At 39.4% G+C, this 24749-nt stretch carries 23 protein-coding genes, 1 rRNA gene and 2 pseudogenes; 15 read left to right on the top strand and 11 right to left on the bottom strand.

Annotated elements, in window-relative coordinates; all coding sequences use genetic code 11:
• Nucleotides 1–74 precede the first annotated feature (74 nt).
• Together hemH and AC0IWE_RS16455 are read left to right on the top strand one after the other, a co-directional pair.
• Nucleotides 75–1088, top strand: a pseudogene (gene hemH, locus AC0IWE_RS16460) (ferrochelatase).
• Nucleotides 1089–1099: 11 nt separating this feature from the next.
• A complete protein-coding gene (locus tag AC0IWE_RS16455) occupies nucleotides 1100–1609 on the top strand; it encodes a gluconokinase (protein ID WP_471793873.1) in 510 nt (169 codons plus the stop codon).
• Here AC0IWE_RS16455 and AC0IWE_RS16450 read toward each other — a convergent pair.
• Nucleotides 1587–2846, bottom strand: coding sequence for a 3-deoxy-D-manno-octulosonic acid transferase (locus AC0IWE_RS16450; protein ID WP_471793872.1), 1260 nt, complete (start codon nucleotides 2844–2846; stop codon nucleotides 1587–1589). The genes AC0IWE_RS16455 and AC0IWE_RS16450 overlap by 23 nt on opposite strands.
• Nucleotides 2847–2968: 122 nt before the next feature.
• Here AC0IWE_RS16450 and AC0IWE_RS16445 point away from each other — a divergent pair, with 122 nt between their 5' ends.
• The 5 genes from AC0IWE_RS16445 to AC0IWE_RS16425 are packed head-to-tail and all read left to right on the top strand — an operon-like array spanning nucleotide 2969 to nucleotide 7607.
• Nucleotides 2969–4279, top strand: a complete 1311-nt coding sequence (locus AC0IWE_RS16445) for a UDP-glucose dehydrogenase family protein (protein WP_471793871.1) — start codon at nucleotides 2969–2971, stop codon at nucleotides 4277–4279.
• 1 nt (nucleotide 4280) lies between these two features.
• On the top strand, nucleotides 4281–5270 hold the full coding sequence (locus AC0IWE_RS16440) for a UDP-glucuronic acid decarboxylase family protein (protein WP_055907923.1): 990 nt from the start codon (nucleotides 4281–4283) through the stop codon (nucleotides 5268–5270).
• A 1-nt stretch (nucleotide 5271) separates the two neighbouring features.
• Nucleotides 5272–6294: a UDP-glucose 4-epimerase GalE gene (gene galE / locus AC0IWE_RS16435; RefSeq protein WP_471793870.1), complete on the top strand. Its 1023-nt coding sequence runs from the start codon at nucleotides 5272–5274 to the stop codon at nucleotides 6292–6294.
• On the top strand, nucleotides 6295–6852 hold the full coding sequence (locus AC0IWE_RS16430) for a hypothetical protein (RefSeq protein ID WP_471793869.1): 558 nt from the start codon (nucleotides 6295–6297) through the stop codon (nucleotides 6850–6852).
• A gap of 17 nt (nucleotides 6853–6869) precedes the next feature.
• Entirely contained in the window at nucleotides 6870–7607 is a 738-nt protein-coding gene (locus AC0IWE_RS16425) for a tyrosine-protein phosphatase (RefSeq protein WP_463492553.1), read from the top strand.
• Nucleotides 7608–7782: 175 nt separating this feature from the next.
• Here AC0IWE_RS16425 and AC0IWE_RS16420 read toward each other — a convergent pair whose 3' ends face one another.
• Nucleotides 7783–9012, bottom strand: coding sequence for an ABC transporter permease (locus tag AC0IWE_RS16420; protein WP_471793868.1), 1230 nt, complete (start codon nucleotides 9010–9012; stop codon nucleotides 7783–7785).
• A gap of 101 nt (nucleotides 9013–9113) precedes the next feature.
• Nucleotides 9114–9467, bottom strand: coding sequence for a HesB/IscA family protein (locus tag AC0IWE_RS16415; protein ID WP_471793867.1), 354 nt, complete (start codon nucleotides 9465–9467; stop codon nucleotides 9114–9116).
• Between the two features lie 92 nt (nucleotides 9468–9559).
• On the opposite strand from AC0IWE_RS16415, the gene AC0IWE_RS16410 reads away from it, so the two are divergent.
• From AC0IWE_RS16410 to AC0IWE_RS16395, 4 genes are all read left to right on the top strand, one after another.
• Nucleotides 9560–10090: a DUF7935 family protein gene (locus tag AC0IWE_RS16410; RefSeq protein ID WP_471793866.1), complete on the top strand. Its 531-nt coding sequence runs from the start codon at nucleotides 9560–9562 to the stop codon at nucleotides 10088–10090.
• A 126-nt stretch (nucleotides 10091–10216) separates the two neighbouring features.
• Complete coding sequence (locus tag AC0IWE_RS16405; protein WP_471793865.1) at nucleotides 10217–11764, top strand: acyl-CoA mutase large subunit family protein; 1548 nt, start codon at nucleotides 10217–10219, stop codon at nucleotides 11762–11764.
• Between the two features lie 535 nt (nucleotides 11765–12299).
• Entirely contained in the window at nucleotides 12300–13730 is a 1431-nt protein-coding gene (gene dnaA / locus AC0IWE_RS16400; RefSeq protein WP_025145530.1) for a chromosomal replication initiator protein DnaA, read from the top strand.
• 134 nt (nucleotides 13731–13864) lie between these two features.
• The gene (locus tag AC0IWE_RS16395; RefSeq protein WP_471793864.1) at nucleotides 13865–14068 is read left to right on the top strand and encodes a hypothetical protein; all 204 of its coding nucleotides are present in this window, start codon (nucleotides 13865–13867) and stop codon (nucleotides 14066–14068) included.
• Between the two features lie 54 nt (nucleotides 14069–14122).
• Here the strand turns inward: AC0IWE_RS16395 and AC0IWE_RS16390 are convergent, their stop codons facing one another.
• The 5 genes from AC0IWE_RS16390 to AC0IWE_RS16370 form a co-directional block, all read right to left on the bottom strand.
• Nucleotides 14123–14671, bottom strand: coding sequence for an NUDIX hydrolase (locus tag AC0IWE_RS16390; protein ID WP_471793863.1), 549 nt, complete (start codon nucleotides 14669–14671; stop codon nucleotides 14123–14125).
• A gap of 43 nt (nucleotides 14672–14714) precedes the next feature.
• Nucleotides 14715–15104: a hypothetical protein gene (locus AC0IWE_RS16385; RefSeq protein WP_471793862.1), complete on the bottom strand. Its 390-nt coding sequence runs from the start codon at nucleotides 15102–15104 to the stop codon at nucleotides 14715–14717.
• Nucleotides 15105–15212: 108 nt separating this feature from the next.
• Complete coding sequence (locus AC0IWE_RS16380; protein WP_471793861.1) at nucleotides 15213–15986, bottom strand: TPM domain-containing protein; 774 nt, start codon at nucleotides 15984–15986, stop codon at nucleotides 15213–15215.
• Between the two features lie 3 nt (nucleotides 15987–15989).
• Nucleotides 15990–16433: a TPM domain-containing protein gene (locus AC0IWE_RS16375; protein ID WP_471793860.1), complete on the bottom strand. Its 444-nt coding sequence runs from the start codon at nucleotides 16431–16433 to the stop codon at nucleotides 15990–15992.
• Nucleotides 16434–16517: 84 nt separating this feature from the next.
• Nucleotides 16518–17099, bottom strand: a complete 582-nt coding sequence (locus tag AC0IWE_RS16370; protein ID WP_055907879.1) for a LemA family protein — start codon at nucleotides 17097–17099, stop codon at nucleotides 16518–16520.
• A 588-nt stretch (nucleotides 17100–17687) separates the two neighbouring features.
• Between AC0IWE_RS16370 and AC0IWE_RS16365 the strand changes: the two genes are divergently transcribed.
• Genes AC0IWE_RS16365 through AC0IWE_RS16355 form a run of 3 tightly spaced genes read left to right on the top strand, consistent with a single transcriptional unit; the run spans nucleotide 17688 to nucleotide 20130 of the window.
• A complete protein-coding gene (locus tag AC0IWE_RS16365; RefSeq protein ID WP_471793859.1) occupies nucleotides 17688–19229 on the top strand; it encodes an NAD(P)/FAD-dependent oxidoreductase in 1542 nt (513 codons plus the stop codon).
• Nucleotides 19230–19262: 33 nt separating this feature from the next.
• Nucleotides 19263–19730, top strand: a complete 468-nt coding sequence (locus tag AC0IWE_RS16360; protein WP_471793858.1) for a DinB family protein — start codon at nucleotides 19263–19265, stop codon at nucleotides 19728–19730.
• Nucleotides 19731–19770: 40 nt separating this feature from the next.
• The gene (locus AC0IWE_RS16355) at nucleotides 19771–20130 is read left to right on the top strand and encodes a CoA-binding protein (protein ID WP_025145522.1); all 360 of its coding nucleotides are present in this window, start codon (nucleotides 19771–19773) and stop codon (nucleotides 20128–20130) included.
• On the opposite strand, the gene AC0IWE_RS16350 is transcribed toward AC0IWE_RS16355, so the two are convergent.
• The 3 genes and pseudogenes from AC0IWE_RS16350 to AC0IWE_RS16340 form a co-directional block, all read right to left on the bottom strand.
• Nucleotides 20127–21236 (bottom strand): acyloxyacyl hydrolase, encoded by a 1110-nt coding sequence (locus AC0IWE_RS16350; protein WP_471793857.1) that lies wholly within the window; start codon nucleotides 21234–21236, stop codon nucleotides 20127–20129. The genes AC0IWE_RS16355 and AC0IWE_RS16350 overlap by 4 nt on opposite strands.
• A pseudogene (locus tag AC0IWE_RS16345) lies at nucleotides 21236–21472 on the bottom strand (lipid A-modifier LpxR family protein); the annotation flags it as partial. The gene AC0IWE_RS16350 and the pseudogene AC0IWE_RS16345, both read right to left, overlap by 1 nt.
• 326 nt (nucleotides 21473–21798) lie before the next feature.
• On the bottom strand, nucleotides 21799–22203 hold the full coding sequence (locus AC0IWE_RS16340) for a lipid A-modifier LpxR family protein (protein ID WP_471793856.1): 405 nt from the start codon (nucleotides 22201–22203) through the stop codon (nucleotides 21799–21801).
• A gap of 1011 nt (nucleotides 22204–23214) precedes the next feature.
• Between AC0IWE_RS16340 and AC0IWE_RS16335 the strand changes: the two genes are divergently transcribed.
• Nucleotides 23215–24735: ribosomal RNA gene (locus tag AC0IWE_RS16335) — 16S ribosomal RNA — on the top strand.
• Nucleotides 24736–24749 lie beyond the last annotated feature (14 nt).

Genomic DNA, 24749 nt, shown 5'->3' with positions numbered 1-24749 from the left:
CAATCATATGATAAACGTAGGTAAAAAGCAATAAAAAGCCGATATTAGCGGCACAAAACATATTTCTTGTATAGATGAGCAAAAAGGGAATTTTACTGGTAAATTTAGGAACACCTGATAGTCCGGCAACGGCTGACGTTAGAAAATACTTGGATCAATTTTTAATGGACGAAAGGGTAATTGATATCCCTAAATTAAACAGAACATTATTGGTTAAAGGAATTATTGTTCCCTTCCGCAGTCCTAAAACAGCAAAACTATACAAAGAAATCTGGAATGAAAGTGGCTCGCCACTATTGTATTATAGCAGGCTGCAAGCCAAAATGCTGCAAGAAAGATTAGGGAACGATTACCATGTAGAACTGGCCATGCGTTACCAAAGCCCATCCATAGCATCAGCGTTGGCCAACTTAAAAGCAGGTTTGGTAGAAAGCATACAGGTAATCCCGATGTTTCCGCAATATGCTTCTGCCAGCACCGGGTCGGTAATGCAGCTGGTTATGGAGCTTCGGTAAGCAAGTGGCCAACAGTTCCGCCAATATCTTTTGTAAATTCTTTTCACGATAATGAATTGATGATTAAAGTATTTGCAGAAAATGCGAAAAAGCATAATGTAGAAAGTTATGACCATGTATTGTTTAGTTTCCATGGTTTGCCAGAGCGCCAGTTGTTAAAGTGCGATCATACCGGCAGTTACTGCTTAAAAACTGCCGATTGCTGTCAAACTTTAAACGATACCAATAAATTCTGCTATTCTGCACAAGGGCATGATACGGCCAGGTTAATTGCTAAAGAATTAAACCTCACAAGAGATCAATATACTGTTTGTTTTCAATCGCGATTCGGGTAAGGAGCCTTGGGTGCAGCCTTATACTACTGATGTGCTGAAAAAATTAGCCGCTGAAGGCAAAAAACGCCTGTTGGTTTTTAGTCCCGCTTTTGTGGCCGATTGCTTAGAAACACTTTACGAAATTACGGTAGAATACCACGAAGAGTTTAAAACCTTAGGTGGCGAACATGTTCAGCTGGTAGAAAGTTTAAATGATAGTCCGGTGTTTATTGAGGCACTTGCCGGAATGGTTAAATAATTATAGCTTTAATGATGGCAAATTTTATCATTTTGATGGGCGTTTCTGGAAGTGGTAAAACCGTTATTGGAAAAGCTTTGGCACCAAGGCTAAATGCCGAGTTTATAGATGGCGATAACCTGCACTCGCAACGCAATGTAGATAAAATGGCATCCGGTATTCCCTTAACAGATGCCGACCGGTTAGATTGGTTACAGCTGATTGCCAAAGTTGGCCGCGAGCATGCTGCCCATGGTACAACCTGCATCATTGCCTGCTCTGCACTTAAAAAGGCTTATCGCGATTTGTTAAGAACGGATAATGCATCCATCCGTTTTGTTTATTTAAAAGGAAGTTTTGATTTAATACACAATCGGATAACCAACCGATCTCACCAATATATGCCTTCGAGTTTGTTGAAAAGCCAGTTTGATACATTGGAAGAGCCGCAAACTGATGAACAGGATGTGGTAACGGTTTCCATCGATCAGCGTATCCCCGAAATTGTGGAGGAAATTGCTAAGGCCGATCTGATTTCGTAATCATCAAAATAATTTCATCTGTAGCCCCTTTTTGATCTGCCACATATTTTCTGGCTTCATTTGCTGCATTACCATTTGCTGCTAAATCATCAAAAGCGTTTATTAATGCATCAGCTGTTGAGATGCTTTTAGCCGCACCCAGCGCAATTAAATCTTTTGCTTCCTGAAATTTATCGTATTTGGGGCCAAAAATTACCGGTAAACCAAATGCGGCGGCTTCAAGCGTATTGTGTATTCCTGTTCCAAAACCACCACCTATATAAGCTACCTTTCCGTACTGATAGAGCGAAGAAAGCATGCCAATATTGTTTACGATTAGCGTTTGGTGTTCGGCATTTGGCGTTTGATCAGACAAACTAAAAATTGAATACCGCACACTATTAATCGGAAATTGTTTTTCAATGCTTTCAATGTGGCTTTCATGTACCTCATGCGGAGCGATGATAAATTTCCAGTCGGGATATTTACCTGGTAAAACCGATAATATTTTTTCGTCTTCTGGCCAGGTACTTCCACAAACAAGAGTAGGAGAGTTGCCGATAAAACTTTCAATAATGCTAAGCTGTTTCGGCGATTGTGCATTTTCGTAAACACGATCAAAACGTGTATCACCATTTATGGTAACATGATTTAAACCGATTGATTTTAACAGGGTTTTGCTCTCCTCGTTCTGTACAAAGAAATAGGTAACCGATTTTAAAATATTGCGGTAAAAACCTCCATACCATTTAAAAAAAGCCTGACTCTCTCTAAATATACCCGATATTACATACAAGGGAATATCCCGCTGTTTCAGTTCCTTAAAATAGAAATGCCAAAACTCATATTTGGTAAAGATGGCCATTTCGGGATTAATGCTTGTGATAAAACGTTTGGCATTGGCAGCAGTATCAATCGGGAGATAAAACACATCCGCGAGCGCATAATTTTTCCTGATTTCGTATCCCGAAGGAGAGAAAAACGTAACCACTATTTTTTTGTTGGGATAAAGGGTTTTTAATTTCTCTAAAACTGGCCGGCCCTGCTCAAATTCGCCCAAAGAAGCGAAATGAAACCATACATGTTTTTCGGCAGGGTTAATTTTTTGAACAATTTGTGTATAAACATTTTTACGTCCGTTTATAAACAGTTTTGCCTTAGGATTAAATAAAGAAAATATCCTGATAAGCAAAGTGTAAACCCGAATTCCGATTATGTAAAGCAAAAGCATTAGTGTAATTTCATATCTTCGTGCCAAGATAAAACGAATATATTTAAAAAGCTTAAAAATATATAGAGCCCTCGCGATTTAGCCTAGCATTCAACGCAATAAATAGACAGATCATGATTGCTTTTATACAGCCAAAATAACTTTAACAGATGAAGATAGCCGTTATTGGTACCGGATACGTAGGTTTAGTTACCGGAACCTGTTTAGCAGAAACAGGAAATGATGTAATATGTGTTGACATTAATGAAGCAAAAGTAAAACAGATGCAGGCAGGCGAAGTGCCGATTTATGAGCCTGGTTTGGATCTTTTGTTCCACAGAAATATTGAGCAGGAAAGATTAACCTTTACCACCAACCTTGCCGATGCCGTAAAAGATGCTCAGATTATTTTTATGGCTTTACCAACGCCTCCGGGTGGAGATGGTGCAGCCGATCTTTCTTATATTTTAGGTGCCGCAAAAGATATATCCAAACTGATTACCGAATACAAGGTAATTGTAAATAAATCAACCGTTCCGGTTGGAACAGCCGATAAAGTTAAAGCCGTTTTTGCAGCAAATACCTCAGTTGAAGTTGATGTGGTTTCTAACCCTGAGTTTTTAAGGGAAGGAGTAGCAGTTGATGACTTTATGAAACCCGATCGTGTGGTTTTAGGAACAAGAAGCGAAAAAGCAAAAAAACTGATGACAGAATTGTATGGCCCATACGTTCGTCAGGGTAACCCCATTCTTTTTATGGATGAGCGTTCTTCTGAGCTGACCAAATATGCTGCAAACTCTTTCCTTGCCACCAAAATTACTTTCATGAACGAAATTGCAAATCTTTGCGAGCTGGTAGGTGCAGATGTTGATGCCGTAAGAAGAGGTATTGGTTCTGATGACCGTATTGGTAAACGTTTTCTTTTTCCGGGGGTGGGTTACGGAGGTTCATGCTTTCCGAAAGATGTTCAGGCGCTGGTAAAATCATCAGATGATTATGCTTACGATTTTCAGATACTGAAATCGGTTATGGAAGTAAATGAGCGCCAAAAAACCATCCTTGTTGATAAGGTACTGAAATACTACAAAGGAAATATACATGGTAAACATTTCGCCCTATGGGGATTGGCATTCAAACCCGAAACTGACGATATCCGTGAGGCACCTGCCTTATACATTATTGATGCCCTGGTTAAAAACGGAGCTACCGTTACCGTATTTGATCCGGAAGCAATGGCAAATGTTAAAAATATAATTGGCGATCAGGTACATTATGCTAAAAACCAATATGAGGCACTCGAAAATGCTGATGCACTGTTGATTGCAACAGAATGGTCGGTGTTTAGAAACCCTGATTTTGACAAGATAGACGGCATTTTAAAAAATAAAGTGGTTTTCGACGGTCGAAATTTGTATGATTTGCAAAAAATGATCGATCTTGGCTATTATTATAATAGCATAGGTAGAAAACTAATAGATTAAAATGGGTCAAAAAAGAATATTGATTACCGGTGCGGCGGGATTTTTAGGTTCGCACCTATGTGATCGTTTTGTGAAAGAAGGTTATCATGTTATAGGAATGGATAACCTGATAACAGGCGATATGGCAAATATCGAACACCTGTTCAAGCTGGAAAATTTCGAATTTTACAATCACGATGTTTCCAAGTTTGTACACATTCCCGGTAAGCTTAATTATATCCTTCACTTTGCTTCGCCGGCAAGCCCGATCGATTATCTTAAAATTCCAATTCAAACCTTAAAAGTAGGCTCGCTTGGTACACACAACCTTTTGGGCTTAGCGCGGAATAAAAACGCAAGGATGTTAATCGCTTCAACTTCCGAAGTTTATGGCGATCCTAACGTAAACCCTCAGCCCGAAGAGTATTGGGGTAATGTAAATCCGGTTGGCCCGCGTGGCGTTTACGATGAAGCCAAGCGTTTTCAGGAAGCCATTACCATGGCCTACCATACTTTTCATGGGGTAGAAACAAGAATCATTAGAATTTTCAATACTTACGGACCAAGAATGCGCCTTAACGATGGCCGTGTTTTACCCGCTTTTATTGGTCAGGCTTTAAGGGGCGAAGATTTAACCATCTTTGGTGATGGAAGTCAAACACGCTCTTTCTGCTACGTTGATGACCTTATAGAAGGAATTTACCGCTTACTGATGAGTGATTATGCACAACCGGTAAACATTGGTAATCCTGATGAAATTACCATCAAACAATTCTGCGAAGAAATTATTAAACTTACGGGTACCACCCAAAAAATTGTTTATAAAGAACTTCCGCAAGATGACCCTAAGCAACGCAGGCCCGATATTACCAAGGCTAGAGAGATACTGGGATGGGAGCCAAAAATAGGCCGTGCAGAAGGATTGAAAATTACATACGAATATTTTAAATCATTGCCTCCAGAAGCTTTGGAGAAAATAGAGCATAAAGATTTTACCACATTTAACCGTTAAAATGGCAAAAATATTAGTTACTGGTGGAACAGGATATATAGGTTCGCACACAGCAGTAGAATTACACAACGCAGGATACGAAGTTGTAATTATCGATAACCTTTCCAACTCGAATATTAAAATTTTAACCCAGCTTCATGCCATCACCGGCAAATGGTTCGATTTTCATGAAATCGATCTTCAGGATGACAAAGCTGTTCAGGAATTTGCAGAAAACAATACCGACATTGATGGAATTATCCACTTTGCAGCTTATAAGGCTGTTGGCGAATCGGTAGAGCAACCGTTAAAATATTACAGAAACAATTTTTACAGTCTGATTAATCTGTTAACCTCATTTAACAGAAAAATAGATTTCGTATTTTCATCATCTTGTACAGTTTACGGTCAGCCAGAAACTTTACCCGTAACAGAAGCTGCCCCAGTACAAAAAGCAGAGTCTCCTTATGGAAACACCAAACAGATTGCTGAAGAAATTTTAGCAGAAACTGCTGCGGTAACTCCTGATCTTAATGTAATCGCATTGCGTTATTTTAATCCGGTTGGCGCACATGAAACCGCTTTGATTGGTGAATTGCCAAACGGTGTTCCTGCAAATCTTGTTCCTTTTATCACACAATCAGCCATTGGTAAACGTGGCCCGATTACAGTATATGGCAATGATTACGATACGCCAGATGGTTCTGCCATCCGCGATTATATTCATGTGGTTGATTTGGCAAAAGCACACGTGGCTGCCATTAAAAAGTTAGAAAAAGGCAACGCAGCAACCAATTACGATGTTTTCAACATTGGTACCGGAAAAGGTTCTTCTGTACTGGAAATTATTTCGGCTTTTGAAAGGGTAAACGGAGAAAAACTTGAGTATAAAATCGGACCAAGAAGAGCTGGAGATGTTGTAAAGGTATATGGTGATGTAGAAAAATCCAACAAAGAACTCGGTTGGAAAGCCAATCTTGATATCAATGAAATGATGCGCTCGGCATGGGAGTGGGAAAAATACATTAAGGCTAACCCTTTCTAAATGAAGTTATCTGAGCACAAAGATTTAAAAGCCGCCATAACTGAACTACCTGTTAAAGAGAAAGACAAGCTGTTGTTGCGTTTGGTGGCGAAAGATAAAGTGCTTACAGAACATCTTCATTATAAATTATTAGAAAATGAAACCGATTTAGATGATCGGAAAGAACGGATAAAAGCCGATGTAGATGAACAGATTCCGGAACTTAAAAAACTGAATGCCAAAGAAGCATTGGTAAAAGTAAGGAAAATGATTACATCGGTTAACCACTTTTATAAAGTGACCAAAGATCCGGTTGGTGAGGTAGAACTTAAATTGTATATCCTCAATGCCATTCCTTTCGATTATAAAAAATCAATTTTTGGTTACCGCGATTTTATGATGCTGTTTAGCATTTTTTACTTAAAAACAGTTGCGGTAACCATCAATAAATTTAAGAAACTGCATGAAGATCTGCAGTTCGATTTAAGTGAAGACTTAAATAATTTGCTCGATAAAATCTATTCCTCTAAATTAGCCAGTGCAGCAGAGGCAAGTAATTTGCCAAAAGAGATCAGTTAAAGCTATAACCTACCATAATGTTCGGATTATTTAAAAAGAAAAAAATAGCACCCGAATTTAATTTTTCCGGTATCGGAACAGATATGCACTCGCATATTATTCCGGGCATTGATGATGGTGCCCAAAATGTTAAAGATGCCTTAATGCTGGCCAGAAAATTTAAAACTTTAGGGTTTAAAAAGCTGATTGCTACGCCACACATTATGGCCGATTATTTCCGCAATACACCCGATACCATAAACCGGGGCCTGGATACGCTTAGAAAAGGCCTGTTGGATGCAGAAATTGATTTAGAAGTTGATGCTGCTGCCGAGTATTACCTTGACGAAACTTTAGAAAAAAAAATCAGGCAAAAAGAGGTGCTCACTTTTGGCAATAACTATCTTTTGTTCGAACTTTCTTACATCAATGCCCCGCAAAGCCTGATCGATTTTATTAAAATGATGCAGGATGCCGGATATAAACCTGTGTTGGCCCATCCCGAAAGGTATCCTTATTATTATCATTCTTTCGAAAGTTACCACCAGATCAGAGAAACCGGCTGTTTGTTGCAGATGAATAGCATCGCCTTAACAGGATATTATGGTTCGGGAGCGAAAAAAGTAGCAGAAGAAATGGCTGAAAACCATATGGTTGATTTTTTGGGTAGCGATATGCACCATTTAAAACATGCCGCTGCGCTTGAAGATAGTCTCAGCACTCCTTTAATGCAACAATTGCTTACACAACATCAACTTAATAACGTGTTTCTTTAGACCCTTAAATCCCCTAAAGGGGACTTTGCTTCACTGACGGTAATAGCAAATCTTTAAAAAACAGTTTTTAATTTTGTTAGTTAAATAACTTTGGATAGAACTAAACGAAGGGTAAAAGATAGATTTACCGTTGCTATATACTCCCTGCAATTAACTCCCCTTTAAGGGCTGGGGGTTATTCGTACCTCAACGCCTCTACAGGATCTAACTTTGATGCTTTTTTAGCAGGATAGTATCCCGATAAAATCCCAACCAAAACGCACAGTACAAAGCCACCAATAATAAAAAGCCATGGAATTAGGAAAGAGCCGCCCATAGCGAGCGAAATCAAATTGCCCAGCACAATGCCTAAAAAGATCCCGAACACACCGCCCATTAAGCAGATTACTACCGCTTCAATCAAAAACTGACGGCGGATTACTTTAGGATTTGCGCCGATTGCCTTACGGATTCCGATTTCGCGCGTGCGCTCTGTAACCGAAACAAGCATAATATTCATTAAGCCGATAGATGCGCCAATTAAGGTAATGATACCAATTGCCACCCCACCAATTGCAACGAAAGCCAGGTTTTCGAATAATGTTTGCGCAATGGCATCACTCTTTGTGATCTCAAAATTATTGGTTTCGTTTATTTTAACTTTACGGATATTTCTGAATAAGGCGGTAGATTCGCCAATAATGTTTTCCTGCATTTCATTGCTTGGAACCATAACCGTAATGGTGTAAGATGGATTTGCATTGGCATTTATCTGTTTCGCTTTCAACAAAGGAACATAAACTGCCCTATCGCCACTAAAGCCCATACTCGATCCTTTTTTCTCGAGTACACCAACAATTTTAAAACGATTGTTACCAACATTGATCAGTTTATCCAGTGGATCGGCATCTTTAAATAATTTTTCAACCACTTCACCACCAACAATGCAAACATTGCTTCCTAACTGTATTTCAGAAACACTGAAATTTCTACCTTGTGATAAATTTAAGCCTTGTGAGGCCAAACCGTTTTCATCAATTCCCTGAACATTTATATTGGGGTTGGTTTTTAAACTTCCATATTTAATGGTAGAACCACCGCTGGCGAAAACACTTACAGCCACAGTTGCCGGTGTATTTAAACTATCTTTAAATTTAACAGCATCTTCATAACGGATAGCTTTAAACGGTTTGGGCCTTTTGCCATTCCCAATCCTAATACCCGTACCACGGTTTCTGATGGTAAATGAGTTGGCCCCCATGCTACTAAAAGCATCAGTCATACTTTTCTTTACAGCATCAAGTGTGGTTAAAATCCCAACCAAAGCCATTAAACCAATGGCAATAATTAAGGCAGTAAGCATGGTACGCAAGCGGTTACCCTTAATGGATTCTAGTGCCAGTCTGATGTTTTCTCTGTAATTCATTTAGTATTGCGATAAGCGTTTGCGGGCAAAGCTTGTAAAAATAAAAAAAGTCCCGATGTTTAGACAAGGGGACTGCACTATATGTTACAATAATATTTTATTTATGCCGAGAAACTCGTACCACAGCCACAGGTGCTGGTAGCATTAGGGTTAACAAAAGTAAAACCACGAGAATTTAATCCATCCTGCCAATCGATCATCATGCCCATCAAATACATTTGGTGTGCTTTATTCATAAAAACTTTAATGCCTTCAATGAAATATTCCTGGTCGCCATCTTTTTTCTGATCGAAACCTAAGATGTAATTCATGCCGGCACAACCTCCGCCTTCTACGCCAACGCGTAATCCGTAATCTTCACCGATCTCCTGCTGATCTTTTAATTTATATAACTCTTTAGCTGCTCCTTCTGAAAAAGTAACTGGTGCAAATGCTGTATCAACTGTTGTGCTCATGTTATTTAAATTTTATCTGTTACAAATATAAATAATAATGCACATTTTTGCTTTTAACGGTTCGTTAATATTACCGTATATAAACAATACTTATGAATACCCAACAGATTTTAATTGATGTAGTGATCTTATTTGCAGGCATTTTCGCCGCATTAATTGCCGTTTATTATATTTTAAAGAGCGATATCCAACGTTTCTTTAACCTAAAAACCATTGAATTGAATAAAGAGAGTAAAGCCCATATTTTACCCTTACGTTTACAGGCGCACGAACGATTGATCATTTTTATCGATCGGATTAATCCTGCTAACTTACTTGTACGCCTTCATCAACAAGGAATTGCCATTGCAACGTTGCAAGCAGGCATCTTAAATGAAGTGCGTTCAGAATATCAGCATAACATTACCCAGCAATTATATGTGGATAGTGTAACCTGGACTGTGGTGCGTAAATTAAAAGACGATACCATAGCCATGGTAAACAACGCAGTGCAAGGTTTGCCGGCTGATGCAAATGGAATTGAATTAAGCAAGGCAATTTTACAGCACATGGCCAGTATTGATGAAAATCCATACGATTTAACCATTGAACTGATTAAAAAGGATATCCATAGTTTGTTTTAAATTGGGTTAAGGGGTTAATTGAACCTATTCATTTAACCACTTGAGTAGTTTCAACAATTTACCTTTGGAACCATAATGCAATACGTTGTTGGCCAAATGGCCATTTAATTAATGAACTAACCAGATATGAGCGATAAGAAGCATACCACAACCTCGGGCATAGAAATTAAGCCGCTCTATACAGAGGTGAAGCCGATGGAAGAAAAGCCTGGAGAATTTCCTTTTACAAGAGGAATTCAAAAGGATATGTACCGTGGCCGTTTATGGACCATGCGGCAATATGCAGGGTTTTCAACTGCCGAAGAATCCAATAAGCGTTATCATTATTTATTGGCTCAGGGTACAACGGGCTTGTCGGTTGCTTTCGATCTCCCGACGCAGATTGGATACGATTCTGATCATGAAATGGCCGATGGCGAAGTAGGAAAAGTTGGTGTAGCCATAGATTCATTAAAAGATATAGAAATTTTATTTGATGGTATTGAACTGAAAGATATCACCACATCAATGACGATCAATGCAACGGCTTCAATTTTGCTGGCGATGTATATTGCTTTGGCTAAAAAACAGGGTGCCGATCTAAGGCAGATCTCAGGGACTATACAGAACGATATTTTAAAAGAATATGCTGCAAGAGGAACCTATATCTATCCACCGAAACAATCGATGCGTTTAATCACCGATATTTTCGAGTTTTGTAGCAAAGAAGTGCCCAAATGGAATACCATTTCCATTTCTGGCTACCATATTCGCGAAGCCGGCTCAACCGCCGTACAAGAACTTGCCTTTACACTTGCTAATGGCAAAACTTATTTACAAGCAGCGTTAAATAAAGGTTTGGACATCAATGTATTTGCTAAACGATTATCCTTCTTTTTTAACTGCCACAATAATTTCTTTGAAGAAATTGCAAAATTCAGGGCTGCGAGACGGATGTGGGCAAAAATTACCAAAGATTTAGGCGCTACCGACGAAAAAGCCCAGATGTTAAGGTTTCATACCCAAACCGGTGGTTCTACTTTAACAGCACAACAACCCTTAAATAATGTAATCAGGGTGAGTAACCAGGCTATGGCCGCAGTTTTAGGTGGAACACAGTCTTTACATACCAATGGTTACGACGAAGCACTTTCTTTGCCCACAGAATCTGCTGCCAAGATTGCCTTGCGTACACAGCAGATTATCGCTTTCGAAAGTGGTGTTACAGATACTGTGGATCCATTGGCAGGATCATTTTTTGTAGAGCAACTAACTGATGAGGTTGAGGCTGCTGCCTGGGCTTATATCGATCGTATTGATGCCATGGGTGGTTCGGTAAATGCAATTGAAAGCGATTATATGCAAAATGAAATTGCCAGTGCCGCTTATCAATATCAAAAGGAAATTGAAAGTGGAGAAAGGATCTCGGTAGGGGTAAATAAGTTTACGCAGGAAGAAGAAGGTATAACTGAGGTTTTTAATGTAGACGACTCCATACGCAAGCTGCAATCAGAAAAGCTCAGCCAGTTAAAAGCGACCCGCGATACCGCTGCTGTAGAGGAGGCACTGAACAAATTAAGTGAAGCCGCCCAAGGTGAAACCAACCTGATGCCGTTAATTATTGATGCCGTTGAAAAGTATGCCACCCTTGGCGAAATTGCTGATGTATTTAGAAGCCGTTTCGGCATTTATTAAACTTCAGGTTTCATTGTTTTTGCGCTGAATACTCGTTTCACTGTTACCATCAGCATTAAGATGGCTGAAAAATTATGTTCCTCAGTAGCTTTAGAAAAAATGCTTTGACTTGTCGTAGAATTCATACAATATCCAATTAAAATTTTTAAATAAAATCAAGTCTGTACAGTAGGTATTATGGCTAATTTGTATCTTTCTGGCTATAACTTTGATTTAAAGATAATTAAAGATTATTTTGGTAAAAAGGAATAAATATGGCTTAAATGGCTTAGAATTTGCTTTTTCATTGGTGGTTTGAATTAATAGGAGTAATCGGCGTTAAATAATCGTTAATGTGGATAACCAGTGTTAATAAATAGTTATCAACATAAAAAATTGAGGTTAAGCGGGCTACCATATTCCTTATCAGTACGTTACGATTTATTTGAAATTTTTGTTTAAAATGTTGATAATTTTGTCAATATTCGTAGTCCCGAAACGGACCATCCCTTTAATTCGAATCGGCACTGTAAACCAATAAATTATAGAAATCGCAATGGAAAAAACTTGTACAGAAGTATGGAAGAACTGTCTTCAAATTATTAAGGATAACATTCCGAACCAAAGTTTCAAAACCTGGTTCGAGCCAATCACGGCTCTTAAATTGGAAGGCAAGGTTTTAACCATACAGGTGCCAAGTTTGTTCTTTTACGAATGGCTTGAAGAACATTATGTAGGCTTGTTACGCAAGACTGTAAAAAAGCAACTTGGAGAGGATGGCAGGTTGGAATATAACATCGTTGTAGATAAATCATCTAACAGCGGTAATCCTTATACTACCAATATGCCCTCAAATGGAAATGGTGCGGAGGCAAAGGTACAATCGATGCCAATTCCGGTTTCCATTAATAAGGATATTAAAAATCCGTTCATTATCCCTGGATTAAAAAAATTAAATGTTGATCCACAATTAAACTCTAATTATACTTTCGAAAATTACATTGAGGGAGATTGCAACCGCCTGGCACGTTCTGCAGGTTACGCTGTAGCAGCTAAACCGGGAGGTACATCTTTTAACCCGTTAATGATTTACGGTGGAGTAGGTTTGGGTAAAACACACCTGGCACAGGCAATCGGTAACGAGATTAAACGCAGCATGCCAGATAAGTTGGTGATCTATGTAAGCTGTGAGAAATTTTGCCAGCAATTTGTAGATTCATTAAAAAACAACACCATTAACGATTTCGTTAACTTTTACCAGGCAATGGATGTAATCATTATGGATGATGTGCACAACTTTGCCGGTAAAGAAAAAACACAGGATATTTTCTTCCATATCTTTAACCACCTACACCAATCGGGCAAACAGGTAATTTTGACATCTGATAAGGCACCGAAAGATTTGGCTGGCCTGGAAGAACGTTTGCTAAGCCGTTTTAAATGGGGACTTTCTGCTGATTTGCAGATTCCTGATTTGGAAACGCGTATTGCTATTTTAAGAAAGAAAATGTATGCCGATGGTATTGAGTTACCGGGCGAGGTTGTAGAATATGTTGCGCATAACATTGATAACAACGTTCGTGAGCTGGAAGGTGCTATGGTATCTCTTTTAGCACAGGCAACTTTAAATAAAAAAGAAATTGATTTAGCCCTTGCTAAACAGATGTTGAAAAACTTCATAAAAAATACCTCTAAAGAAATTTCAATGGAGTATATCCAGAAATTGGTTTGTGAGTATTTCGAAGTTCCTGTTGATATGGTTAAATCGCAAACACGTAAACGCGAAATTGTTCAGGCACGTCAGATTTCGATGTACCTTTCTAAAAGTCATACAAAATCATCATTGAAAACAATCGGTGCTTTCTTCGGCGGCCGGGATCACAGTACTGTAATCTACGCCTGTCAAACAGTAGAAGATTTAATTGATACCGATAAAAAGTTTAAAGCTTACGTACACGATATCCAAAAGAAATTAAAAATGAGCTAAACCAGGTTCAGGAGCAGAAAGGTAAAAGGGTTTAAATTAAAACCTTTCGTTCATGTTCAAAGTTTATGCAATAACAATAAAGGCCCGATAAATTTATCGGGCCTTTATTGTTTTCCTTCAATTAATTTATAAAATTGTTCTTTGTAAACATCCCCAAGTGGAATAATTGCATCGAAGGGATTACCATTGATAGGAATTTAAAACAATATGCCGAAATTGGAAAAGGTGTGGTTGGTGATATTCAAATTGACCAGCTAAGTGGAAATGAGGGAACAGATAAACAACTGTATCTCGAAAAGGCATTTGAGGTATTAAAAAATAAAACTATCCGTTTATGAAAAAGCTCCATAAATTTTAAATTTAAGGAGCTTTTATTTATAAATCGTATACCCTTAAAGCTGCTCTAGTTCGGCAAGCCCGTAAAATAAAGCAGCAACATGAAGTGCCTGTGCAATTTTATTTTCTTTAATAAACTGTTTAACCTCATCAACTGTATATTCTTCAACATTTAGTATTTCATGTTCATCTAAATGTTGTTCGTGTGTTTTAACGCCGCCAGTTAAAAAGTAGGTAAAAGTTTTATTAGTAGAAGTTGCCGGATTTGGATAGAGTTCAGTAATAAACTTACAGGTTTTAAAGCTATAACCAGTTTCTTCCAAAAGCTCACGTTTAATGGCAAATTCAGGTGCTTCATCACCATCAATTACACCACCCGGAACTTCAAGCGAAACAATATCAGCCGCATGGCGGTATTGGCGCACCATAATTATTTTCCCTTCTTCAGTTAATGCAATTGCATTAACCCAGTTCGGGTATTCCAAAACGTAATAGTCATCTTTTACAATGCCATCCGGAAGCTTCACTTCATCTACCCTTAGGGTAGCCCATTTTTCTCTTACTAAATATTTAGAGGCAATCTTCTGCCACTTTTCTATAATCATTCTCTGTGTTTATTGAATTTACTTTGAACTGAAAACCGCCAAATTAACTGATATACTGCTGTATAGTTTTTTGGCGGTGCAGGTTCACCAAATGTACAATCTTGTGCTGATCTGACAAATATTGATAAACTAAATTGAGTTTTGGTGCAATTATTTTATTGCGGTCGTCGCTCACTCCAAGTTCATAGTAAAGAAATTCACTTAACGAATCGAGCTTTTCGGGCGGTAGATTGCCTTCTGATAACCATTTTTCAAAAATTGTGAGGTCTTCACCTTCCAGAATTTCTTTAGGTAACTGAAAGCCGCTTTTCATGGTTTCGTCGAAAATTTGAGTTGCTTCTGCTAATTTGCCTTCCAATTTAAGGCCCATAATGCGGGCCAGAACCTGGGCAAGTTTCTGTATCTCTGCTGTGATTAAATCTCTTCTGTACATTAATTTGCAATATTAAAATTGGTGCAAAGTTTAAATACGGTGTAACATGCTATTGAAAAACTTTCCAAACTATGAACTATGAACTATGAACTATGAAATACGAACTGACTACCAGCTTCCACTGCTTCCGCCACCGCCGAAACTTCCTCCTCCGAAGCCGCCAAATCCACCGCCGCCTCCACCAGAAGAACCGCCTCCCCAGCCACCGCTGCTTCGGCCACCGCCACCGCTTCCAAAAAGCATGGCCCAAAATAAAGCATTAGATGCTCCGCGACCGCCAATTACTTCGCTTCCGCCTCCACCACCTTTGCGCATAATAATGATGATGATAATAACAATGATGATAATAATAACGATACTGCCTGAGCCGCCTTTCTTTGAAGAAGCTTTTGGGTTGTCATTTTTATATTCGCCCCTGGTATATTTTATAATGGAAGTGGTACCTTCATCTAAACCGGCATAATAATTTCCTGCTTTAAAATTGGGTTTAATGTCATTATCTATAATACGTTTGGCGTAAATATCGGGTAAGGCACCTTCTAAACCATAGCCGGTTTGTATTGAAATTTTTCGGTCGCCTACAGCCACAACGATCATAATCCCGTTGTTTTTGCCACTTTGCCCAACGCCCCATTTTCTCCCCAATTCTACAGCATATTCATTAATGTCGTAATCACCTACAGATTTTAATATGGCTATGGCTATCTGAGTAGATGAAGAATCGTTAAAGGTTACCAATTTATTTTCGAGCGACTGTTTTTGCTCTGTAGATAATACATTGGCGTAATCATTAACCAACGTACTTGGCTTTTCCGGAAAATCTTGCGCAAAAGCAAAAGTGAATAGTAAACTAAACAGTGATAAAAGGAATATTTTCTTCATCTTTTATTTGTTCTCTAGGTTATCCATAAAAACAATATCATTTGGCAACTCATTAATATCACCTTTTTGAGGAGGGAAAAATAAAGCCAGCTTTTCTCCAGCCAAGGCAACACCGGCAATAATGCCATCTCCTAAATTGCCTTTTGCAAAGTGGGCCGTCATCGCAACTTTTGTGGTTTCCCAAAAATTTTCTGGTACCACCTGGTTAATTCCAACGTCGCCAATAATGGCAAATTTATGATCGGCATGTGCCAGATAAATCAATACGCCATTTCTTTTGGCTGTTTTATCCATATCAAGTTTTGCAAAATATTCGATGGCTTTTTCATATGGATCACCCTCGCAATGTTTATCAATAGCGATCCTGATTTCTCCTGAAGTTGCTTTTTCGGCGTTGGAAATCGCATCAGCTATTTTTTCCTGTTCAATATCTGAAAATAAAGGCATGTGTATATTTTATATGAAGTAAAAAGGGTAATAAATGTTCAGTTAAATAAACATTTACTACCCTTATCTATTGTACTTAAAAAATTAAAATTCTACTTTGGGTGCATCTTTAGCAGAAGCATCTGCTTCAAAATATCCTTTTGGTTTAAAACCGAACATACCTGCAGTTAAATTGGTAGGGAACGACCTTATTTTACCATTATACTCCTGTACAGCATCATTAAAATCCTTACGTGCAACAGTAATTCTGTTTTCAGTACTTTCCAACTGAGCAGATAAATCGCTAAACTGTTGTGTAGCCCTCAATTCCGGATAATTTTCAGTGATGGATAATAATTTTCCTAAAGCCTGGCTTAATTGCCCTTGAGCAGCCTGGTATTTCTGAATGTTTTCTGGTGTTAATTCATCAGCCTTAACCGTCATCTGTGTTGCTTTGGCACGGGCCTCTGTTACGGCAGTTAAAGTACCTTGTTCAAATTTTGCTGCACCTTTAACGGTAGCTACAAGGTTAGGAATTAAATCTGCCCTTCTTTGATATTGGGTTTGTACAGTTCCCCATTTCGATTTAACGTTCTCATCCAATTTAACCATGCTGTTGTAACCGCATGAACTTAAAGTGCTAACCGCAATTACTGCAGCAAGAATTCCAAATATTAATCTTTTCATTTTTATGGTTTTTGTCTTTTATCGAATTGAATTATGGTCAATTTACGAATTAGATATCAAATTGCATGCCTTTGTTACAGTTTAGGTATTTATCTGACAGCTTGACAAGAAACTACTTAAATTTAACAAGGAAAAATCAGGATATTTTGATTAGGTAATTTAAGTATATAAGCCTGTTCTTTTTTTTGGGGGAGCGCAAAGCTTTTCGCTTTTTTGTATGGTTGTCCCGCTCTTTGCTTTATCCCGATAGAAACCCTGTGAAACAAGCAAGCACACCAAATATAACATAAACCAGTGCTTAAATCGGGATGCCCGCTCCGATCGGGGCTATAAACTTAGGTTCGTAGCACTGAAAACCGGCATAGTAGCAGAAAATAACCTCATTAAACCCGATCGGAGCGAGATGCCGATTTCTTCAGTCGGCAGAAGAGGGAGCGGGACTATAGTTTCCAATGAAATACTGCAATTGCTTTCCAAAAATAAAAGCATTACTTAGTCTGCTAATAGTTTTTATTCATAAGCTGAAATCATCAAATATGCTGTCAGATATCTATCTTTGTACTGTTCGGGATAAAAACCCGACATGTTATGCAAAAAGACATCGAAATTACATTGCTCCCTCATGAGGTAGAGCAAACCGAGCTGATCAACCAAAAACTTGCTCAAGCTTTAAAGCTACCCGAAGCTAGAATCAAAGGCTACGAAATTCTTAAAAGATCGATTGATGCCCGTTCCCGAAAAGTTATCTTCCGCCTTCAAATAAAAGTTTTTGTTGATGAAGAAGCCATTCCGGAAGTGTATACAATAAATTATCCAAATGTAAGTGCGGCTAAACCCGTAATTATCATTGGAGCTGGTCCGGCAGGATTATTTGCTGCCTTGCAATGTATCGAAAATGGATTGAAACCAATTATTATCGAGCGTGGTAAAGATGTAAAACAGCGCCGCAGAGATTTAGCTGCCATTAATAAACAAGGATTGGTAAATACCGAATCTAATTATTGTTATGGAGAGGGAGGTGCGGGTACTTACTCAGACGGTAAATTATATACCCGATCCAATAAACGTGGCGATATTAATAAAGTGCTTCAGGTTTTTGTAAATCACGGCGCAGAGCCTGATATTGCCATAGATGCCCGTCCGCATATCGGTACAAACAAACTTCCGCATATCATCACTTCCATTAAAGATACGATTTTAAATGCTGGGGGTGAGGTGATGTTCGATAGCCAGATGACTGATATTTTGGTCGAATTTGGTAAAGTAAAAGGAATAGAAATCAATTTTGAAGAAAAGCTGTTTGCCGACGAGGTTATCCTTGCCACCGGTCATTCAGCTAGAGATATATATGAACTGTTAAACCGTAAAAATATCCTGATCGAGGCCAAGCCTTTTGCCTTGGGTGTAAGGATTGAGCATCCTCAGCAAATTATTGATGCCGCACAATACCATTGCGATATCCGTTCAGAATTTTTACCGCCGGCATATTACAGCTTGGTAGAGCAGGTAGGTAGCCGTGGTGTATTTTCTTTTTGTATGTGTCCGGGAGGCATTATCGCTCCCTGTGCTACAGGCGAAAATGAAATTGTAGTTAACGGCTGGTCGCCATCAAAGCGTAATAATCCATATGCCAATTCTGGTACTGTGGTTCAGGTTACTTTGGATGATGTTCAGGGCTATGATCCCTTAAGGATGTTGCATTTTCAATCAGAAATTGAAAAAATGGCTTTTGAGGCTGGTGGAGGTAACTTGGTAGCACCCGCACAACGCATGGTCGATTTCGTAAACAATAAGTTATCTATCGATCTGCCGAAAAATTCATATCTCCCAGGTACCAAAAGTTCAATGCTCGATAATATTTTGCCCAATTTTGTATCCGATAGTTTGCGTGCAGCACTGCCTTTGTTCGGCAAAAAGATAAAAGGTTATTATACAAACGAGGCAATTTTAGTTGGGGTAGAGAGTAGAACATCTTCACCGGTCAGAATTCCCAGAGATAAAGAATCCTATCAGCATCCACAGGTAAAAGGTTTGTATCCTTGTGCCGAAGGGGCCGGTTATGCAGGTGGAATTGTATCGGCGGCAATAGATGGCATTAATTGTGCAAATGCAATATTAAGCGCATCATAACAAACTTTATATTGTACCAATTGTTGTTTTGGTATGTTTAATATCACGAATGAAATAAAAAAAGCCTTTAATGGCGATGCCTGGCATGGTAATCATGTAATGCAAACGCTTAATAACGTTAATCCCGAAAGTGCATTTAATCATTTTGTTCCAGGTGCCCATTCTATTGCTGAAATTGCCCTGCATTTAACCGCATGGACGGAAGAAGTTTCTTCAAGATTAACAGGTAAACCAGCTGAAGAACCTGCAATGGGTGATTGGCCTGAGCCAGAAGGTAGAACGCCAAAAGATTGGGAGCGTATTATCTTCAATTTTAAAATTGCAAATGAAGAATTGATCAGGGTTTGCGAAGCAATTAAAGATAACCAGTGGGATGATGAAGTGAAAAGCGAACGAAACCCAGCTTTAGGAACAGCTGTAACCAATGTAGAACTTGTAAGTGGATTGGCACAGCACCATGCCTATCATTCAGGGCAAATTGCTTTACTTTCCAAGTTTTAATCTCAGTAATACTCAAACTGTGTATTTAATTTACTAAAAAATGAAAAAGACCCTAATTATAGGTGCATCGCCAGATCCATCAAGATACGCATATAAAGCAGCAAATATGCTCAAACGTTTTAACCACGAAATTGTAAATGTTGGGATAAAAAAAGGAGAGGTTGCGGGGGTAGAAATTGAAAAACCCGGCGAAATTTACAACGATATTGATACCATCACCTTATATATCGGTCCTGCGCTGCAGCCACAATACCACGATTATATTTTGGCAACTAAACCCAAACGCGTAATTTTTAATCCAGGTACCGAGAATTATGAACTCGAAAAACTTCTGGATCAGCATGATATTGAGCCAGTTGAAGCATGCACCTTAGTATTGTTAAGTACAGGGCAATATTAAAACCTGTAAACTATACCCCAGTTAACATAATCTGCCTGGGCAAAGTGCATATAGGTTTTTGCTTGTAAACCCAAATGTGGCGTAATGTTATAGGTGGGGCCGAATGTCCAGTACCATGTTGCTTTTTCCATTAACCTATTATAGTGGATATACTTCCCGATTTGAGCTGCAACTGTAATACGCCATAAATTAATATCTGCACCCACACTAATACCTGTACGCCATTTATCATACGATGAGCCGTAATTCTGGAAAGTACCGGCATAATTGTTCGGATCAAAAGTGGTGAAATAGTAAACAGCATCTCCTCCTGCTTTCAAAGATATTACATCGTTAAGGTAGAAATTGTAACCGGCATACAATCCGCTTTTATATAAGCTTTTTGTGCGGTCGCCAAATAATCCCCTTGCACCTAAACCAGCACTAAGCTCAACAGAATTTCTTTGGAGCGTAGTATATGTACTCTTCCGCTCAGCTGTTAATGCCTTTTGATTGTTTAGTTTAAGCCCGATGTAAACATTTCCGGTATTCAATCCGCCATTTGGAACAGTTGCGCCACCGTTAGATACATGCAAAAAACCAAAGCCCGCCATTAAATCAGTATATTTGCTTATCGGCAGTTCTATGCCCAAATCAGCTTTTATCGTTTCATTAATAGGGCTTCCTAAAAATCTATTTTTGGTGTTGTTATAATAATACTTATTGGTATAGCCCAGGCCAACACCCGGTGTAAAGTTAAATTTGACTTTCCCAATTTTAAACAACTCAAAATCCATTTGTGCAACCAGGCCATATACCTGCCCGAACGCATGTTCAGAAGTATCCTTAGTACCCTTCAATTTACTCAGATCTCTGAAAATAAAACCAATCCCGTATGATTTTGCCCCAATAAAATCAATCCATTTATCGCTGTTCTGGCTAATATCTTTAAAATAAGCCGCATCAAAACCCGTAATCTGATCCTGAAATAAGTGTCCTTGGTCACTATTTACGTGCGTACCAAATACAGGCTTCAAAATAATCGAATGATTTTCTGGCGCAATTTGAGCTTTCGCAAATGTGAAGCCAGTAAGCACTATAACTAAAATGAGTATTTTTTTTTTCATTAGCTTTTACTAAAACGGTAAGCAAGACTATAAAAGGCGTAGCGATAGCCAGTAGCACTATTTTTAACCTCGTTAGAAGTAAAGGTAGCAGTATAATTGGCCGTCCAACGTGCAATGGCAAAAGTTAAACCAACCTGTGTGGTAAATACTATAGGTTTGGGTTTAAAGGTAATTGGGCCCTTATCATTTAAAAATAAGCCACCCTGTAAACTGGAATTAAAAGCAATAGCATGTAACTGCGGACTTACAGTAAGAAAAGCTCATACTTCCGTTGCGCCTTGTTTACATTATTATTACTTACCAAACTGTTAAAGGCAGCTTGAGCCATCCATATCATTAAATCTGCCCAAACCGAACATTGCGCCCAGGTTTGCTTTCGTAATTACATTGCCAAGTGCAGCCGAAGCAGTTCCGGTAACATCAAATATTTTATTATTTGTTTCAATCAGAAGCTTGTTATATTCTGCACCTAGGTTTAACGTTCGGTTCGCTATTTAAGCCATATTCCCAACCCTCAATTTGATTTTGCCCAACTAATTTATGAAATGCCTTCTGAAATTGTTCACCCCAGGGCATCTTTACCCGTAATTCCAACCTGTGCAGAAACCTTAAGCATCTGTTTATTGGTGAAGTAACGGCTATAATTTGCCTCGCCATAAAGATAAGCTGTAAACGGGCGGTCGTGCAGCGCAGGGTTTGGTACAAAACTATAATAAGGGTTATATATTTTTTGACCAAGTTCGAAACCGATAATCTCCTTGCTTCTTCCCGTTTTTAAATTTTCTCCGTTTAATGCATGCCTATATTTAATAAATGCGCCATTAGTATAATAGCGGTCACTTGTAATATCTATGTAAGCGTCGTTTTCAGAAATAATAACAAGCTCGTTTTTGTAATTTTGAGCATAACCAACCTCAACTATTCCGATAAAAAGGAGAGAAAGGTTTAGTTTGAATAGGAACTTCATGTTTTTTGGGGATAATTATAATAAAAGCATAAAAGTATTAAATATTGTTTAAAATTTATTGTTACTATATAGGTAGGCATAAGCATTTGTAAGCTTTAATATATGTTGTAGAATTTCAGAAATCCACCAATGTGTTTATTGTTATCTGTAAAGCCTGTTCCTTGCTACTATATAAGTTTCTTCCCGCTTTTCATTACAAGTCCTCACTGCGCTGCGGGCTTTTCATTTTAATCGGGTTTATTTTGCAGGGTTTTCCGGTAACCTGAAACAGCTGGGCGCAGATGAAACCTTGCAATCCCTATGAACAAAACCCCTATAAACACGTTAAGTTCCAAAAAGTTTGCCTTCCCCATTAAATTTTTCTTTCTGAAAACCATCGAGTTACGTCGGACCTTTCCATATTCCGTGGATTTTCTTTGCGGATAAGCTGAAATTCCCTACTTTTGCATCCCGCTTCGGAGGAAGGGTTTTGAATGAAAGGATGGCAGAGGGTGATGATAAGGCAGGATTTATTTTAAAATAAATGTTGCGGGTGAAGAAAAGATTGCTACCTTTGCATCCCGCTCCGGAAGGACGGAAAGCTGAATAAAATCAGCAAGTTGAAATAAAGGAAAGGAAAAAGAAGATCAAAAAAATAAAATTTATTTTATTTGGAAGTTTGAAAAAGATCCTTACCTTTGCACTCCCAACCGAAAGGAAGGGCAAAAAGCTGAGCAGCGGATGTTGCGGAAAGCAAACAGAAAAAAGATTGAAACGGATGAAACACGGGGAAGACGAACAAGACTTTTCCAAACTGAAACCGAAGATATATACAATGGCCGGCCGTGAGGTTACCAGGTCAGCAAGTTCTTAAAAGAGATGTCAATGTAGCGTAGCGAGGTAATGGAGTACCGATCAAAGTACATGATTACGTAGCTTTATTTTAAAGGTGGTGTCTAACAGACAACATAACAAAAAAGAAGACTATTTTTAACAATAGTTAAAACTGGTCAGCATCTTACAACACATTTTACAATGGAGAGTTTGATCCTGGCTCAGGATGAACGCTAGCGGCAGGCCTAATACATGCAAGTCGAACGAGATTATCCAGCTTGCTGGATTTGAAAGTGGCGCACGGGTGCGTAACGCGTATGCAACCTACCTTAATCTGGGGATAGCCCGGAGAAATCCGGATTAATACCGCATAAAATCACAGGATGGCATTATCCAATGATCAAACATTTATGGGATTGAGATGGGCATGCGTGTCATTAGCTAGTTGGCGGGGTAACGGCCCACCAAGGCGACGATGACTAGGGGATCTGAGAGGATGGCCCCCCACACTGGTACTGAGACACGGACCAGACTCCTACGGGAGGCAGCAGTAAGGAATATTGGTCAATGGAGGCAACTCTGAACCAGCCATGCCGCGTGCAGGAAGACTGCCCTATGGGTTGTAAACTGCTTTTATCCGGGAATAAACCTTTCTACGTGTAGGAAGCTGAATGTACCGGAAGAATAAGGATCGGCTAACTCCGTGCCAGCAGCCGCGGTAATACGGAGGATCCAAGCGTTATCCGGATTTATTGGGTTTAAAGGGTGCGTAGGCGGCCTGTTAAGTCAGGGGTGAAAGACGGTAGCTCAACTATCGCAGTGCCCTTGATACTGATGGGCTTGAATGGACTAGAGGTAGGCGGAATGAGACAAGTAGCGGTGAAATGCATAGATATGTCTCAGAACACCGATTGCGAAGGCAGCTTACTATGGTCTTATTGACGCTGAGGCACGAAAGCGTGGGGATCAAACAGGATTAGATACCCTGGTAGTCCACGCCCTAAACGATGAACACTCGCTGTTGGCGGTACACAGTCAGCGGCTAAGCGAAAGCGTTAAGTGTTCCACCTGGGGAGTACGCTCGCAAGAGTGAAACTCAAAGGAATTGACGGGGGCCCGCACAAGCGGAGGAGCATGTGGTTTAATTCGATGATACGCGAGGAACCTTACCCGGGCTTGAAAGTTAGTGAATCATTTAGAGATAAATGAGTGAGCAATCACACGAAACTAGGTGCTGCATGGCTGTCGTCAGCTCGTGCCGTGAGGTGTTGGGTTAAGTCCCGCAACGAGCGCAACCCCTATGTTTAGTTGCCAGCACGTTATGGTGGGGACTCTAAACAGACTGCCTGTGCAAACAGAGAGGAAGGAGGGGACGACGTCAAGTCATCATGGCCCTTACGTCCGGGGCTACACACGTGCTACAATGGACGGTACAGAGGGCAGCTAGCCGGCAACGGTATGCGAATCTCACAAAGCCGTTCACAGTTCGGATTGGGGTCTGCAACTCGACCCCATGAAGTTGGATTCGCTAGTAATCGCGTATCAGCAATGACGCGGTGAATACGTTCCCGGGCCTTGTACACACCGCCCGTCAAGCCATGGAAGTTGGGGGTACCTAAAGTATGTAACCGCAAGGAGCGTCCTAGGGTAAAACCGATAACTGGGGCTAAGTCGTAACAAGGTAGCCGTACCGGAAGGTGCGGCTGGAATACCTCCTTTCTGGAGTAGCACCG

Source organism: Pedobacter sp. AC402, from assembly GCF_979252805.1.
Note: the sequence above shows the minus strand (reverse complement) of the source record. Positions and strands in the feature narration are given on the sequence as shown.

Excerpts from the sequence above, each read along its gene's own strand:
- AC0IWE_RS16440 (WP_055907923.1), top strand. The coding sequence starts at position 4,281 with ATGGGTCAAAAAAGAATATTGATTACCGGTGCGGCGGGATTTTTAGGT.
- AC0IWE_RS16455 (WP_471793873.1), top strand. The coding sequence starts at position 1,100 with ATGATGGCAAATTTTATCATTTTGATGGGCGTTTCTGGAAGTGGTAAA.
- AC0IWE_RS16405 (WP_471793865.1), top strand. The coding sequence starts at position 10,217 with ATGAGCGATAAGAAGCATACCACAACCTCGGGCATAGAAATTAAGCCG.
- AC0IWE_RS16430 (WP_471793869.1), top strand. The coding sequence starts at position 6,295 with ATGAAGTTATCTGAGCACAAAGATTTAAAAGCCGCCATAACTGAACTA.
- AC0IWE_RS16365 (WP_471793859.1), top strand. The coding sequence starts at position 17,688 with ATGCAAAAAGACATCGAAATTACATTGCTCCCTCATGAGGTAGAGCAA.
- AC0IWE_RS16350 (WP_471793857.1), bottom strand. The coding sequence starts at position 21,236 with ATGAAAAAAAAAATACTCATTTTAGTTATAGTGCTTACTGGCTTCACA.
- AC0IWE_RS16355 (WP_025145522.1), top strand. The coding sequence starts at position 19,771 with ATGAAAAAGACCCTAATTATAGGTGCATCGCCAGATCCATCAAGATAC.
- AC0IWE_RS16410 (WP_471793866.1), top strand. The coding sequence starts at position 9,560 with ATGAATACCCAACAGATTTTAATTGATGTAGTGATCTTATTTGCAGGC.
- AC0IWE_RS16425 (WP_463492553.1), top strand. The coding sequence starts at position 6,870 with ATGTTCGGATTATTTAAAAAGAAAAAAATAGCACCCGAATTTAATTTT.
- AC0IWE_RS16360 (WP_471793858.1), top strand. The coding sequence starts at position 19,263 with ATGTTTAATATCACGAATGAAATAAAAAAAGCCTTTAATGGCGATGCC.
- AC0IWE_RS16375 (WP_471793860.1), bottom strand. The coding sequence starts at position 16,433 with ATGCCTTTATTTTCAGATATTGAACAGGAAAAAATAGCTGATGCGATT.
- AC0IWE_RS16380 (WP_471793861.1), bottom strand. The coding sequence starts at position 15,986 with ATGAAGAAAATATTCCTTTTATCACTGTTTAGTTTACTATTCACTTTT.
- AC0IWE_RS16415 (WP_471793867.1), bottom strand. The coding sequence starts at position 9,467 with ATGAGCACAACAGTTGATACAGCATTTGCACCAGTTACTTTTTCAGAA.
- AC0IWE_RS16385 (WP_471793862.1), bottom strand. The coding sequence starts at position 15,104 with ATGTACAGAAGAGATTTAATCACAGCAGAGATACAGAAACTTGCCCAG.
- AC0IWE_RS16420 (WP_471793868.1), bottom strand. The coding sequence starts at position 9,012 with ATGAATTACAGAGAAAACATCAGACTGGCACTAGAATCCATTAAGGGT.
- AC0IWE_RS16390 (WP_471793863.1), bottom strand. The coding sequence starts at position 14,671 with ATGATTATAGAAAAGTGGCAGAAGATTGCCTCTAAATATTTAGTAAGA.
- galE (WP_471793870.1), top strand. The coding sequence starts at position 5,272 with ATGGCAAAAATATTAGTTACTGGTGGAACAGGATATATAGGTTCGCAC.
- AC0IWE_RS16340 (WP_471793856.1), bottom strand. The coding sequence starts at position 22,203 with ATGAAGTTCCTATTCAAACTAAACCTTTCTCTCCTTTTTATCGGAATA.
- AC0IWE_RS16370 (WP_055907879.1), bottom strand. The coding sequence starts at position 17,099 with ATGAAAAGATTAATATTTGGAATTCTTGCTGCAGTAATTGCGGTTAGC.
- dnaA (WP_025145530.1), top strand. The coding sequence starts at position 12,300 with ATGGAAAAAACTTGTACAGAAGTATGGAAGAACTGTCTTCAAATTATT.
- AC0IWE_RS16445 (WP_471793871.1), top strand. The coding sequence starts at position 2,969 with ATGAAGATAGCCGTTATTGGTACCGGATACGTAGGTTTAGTTACCGGA.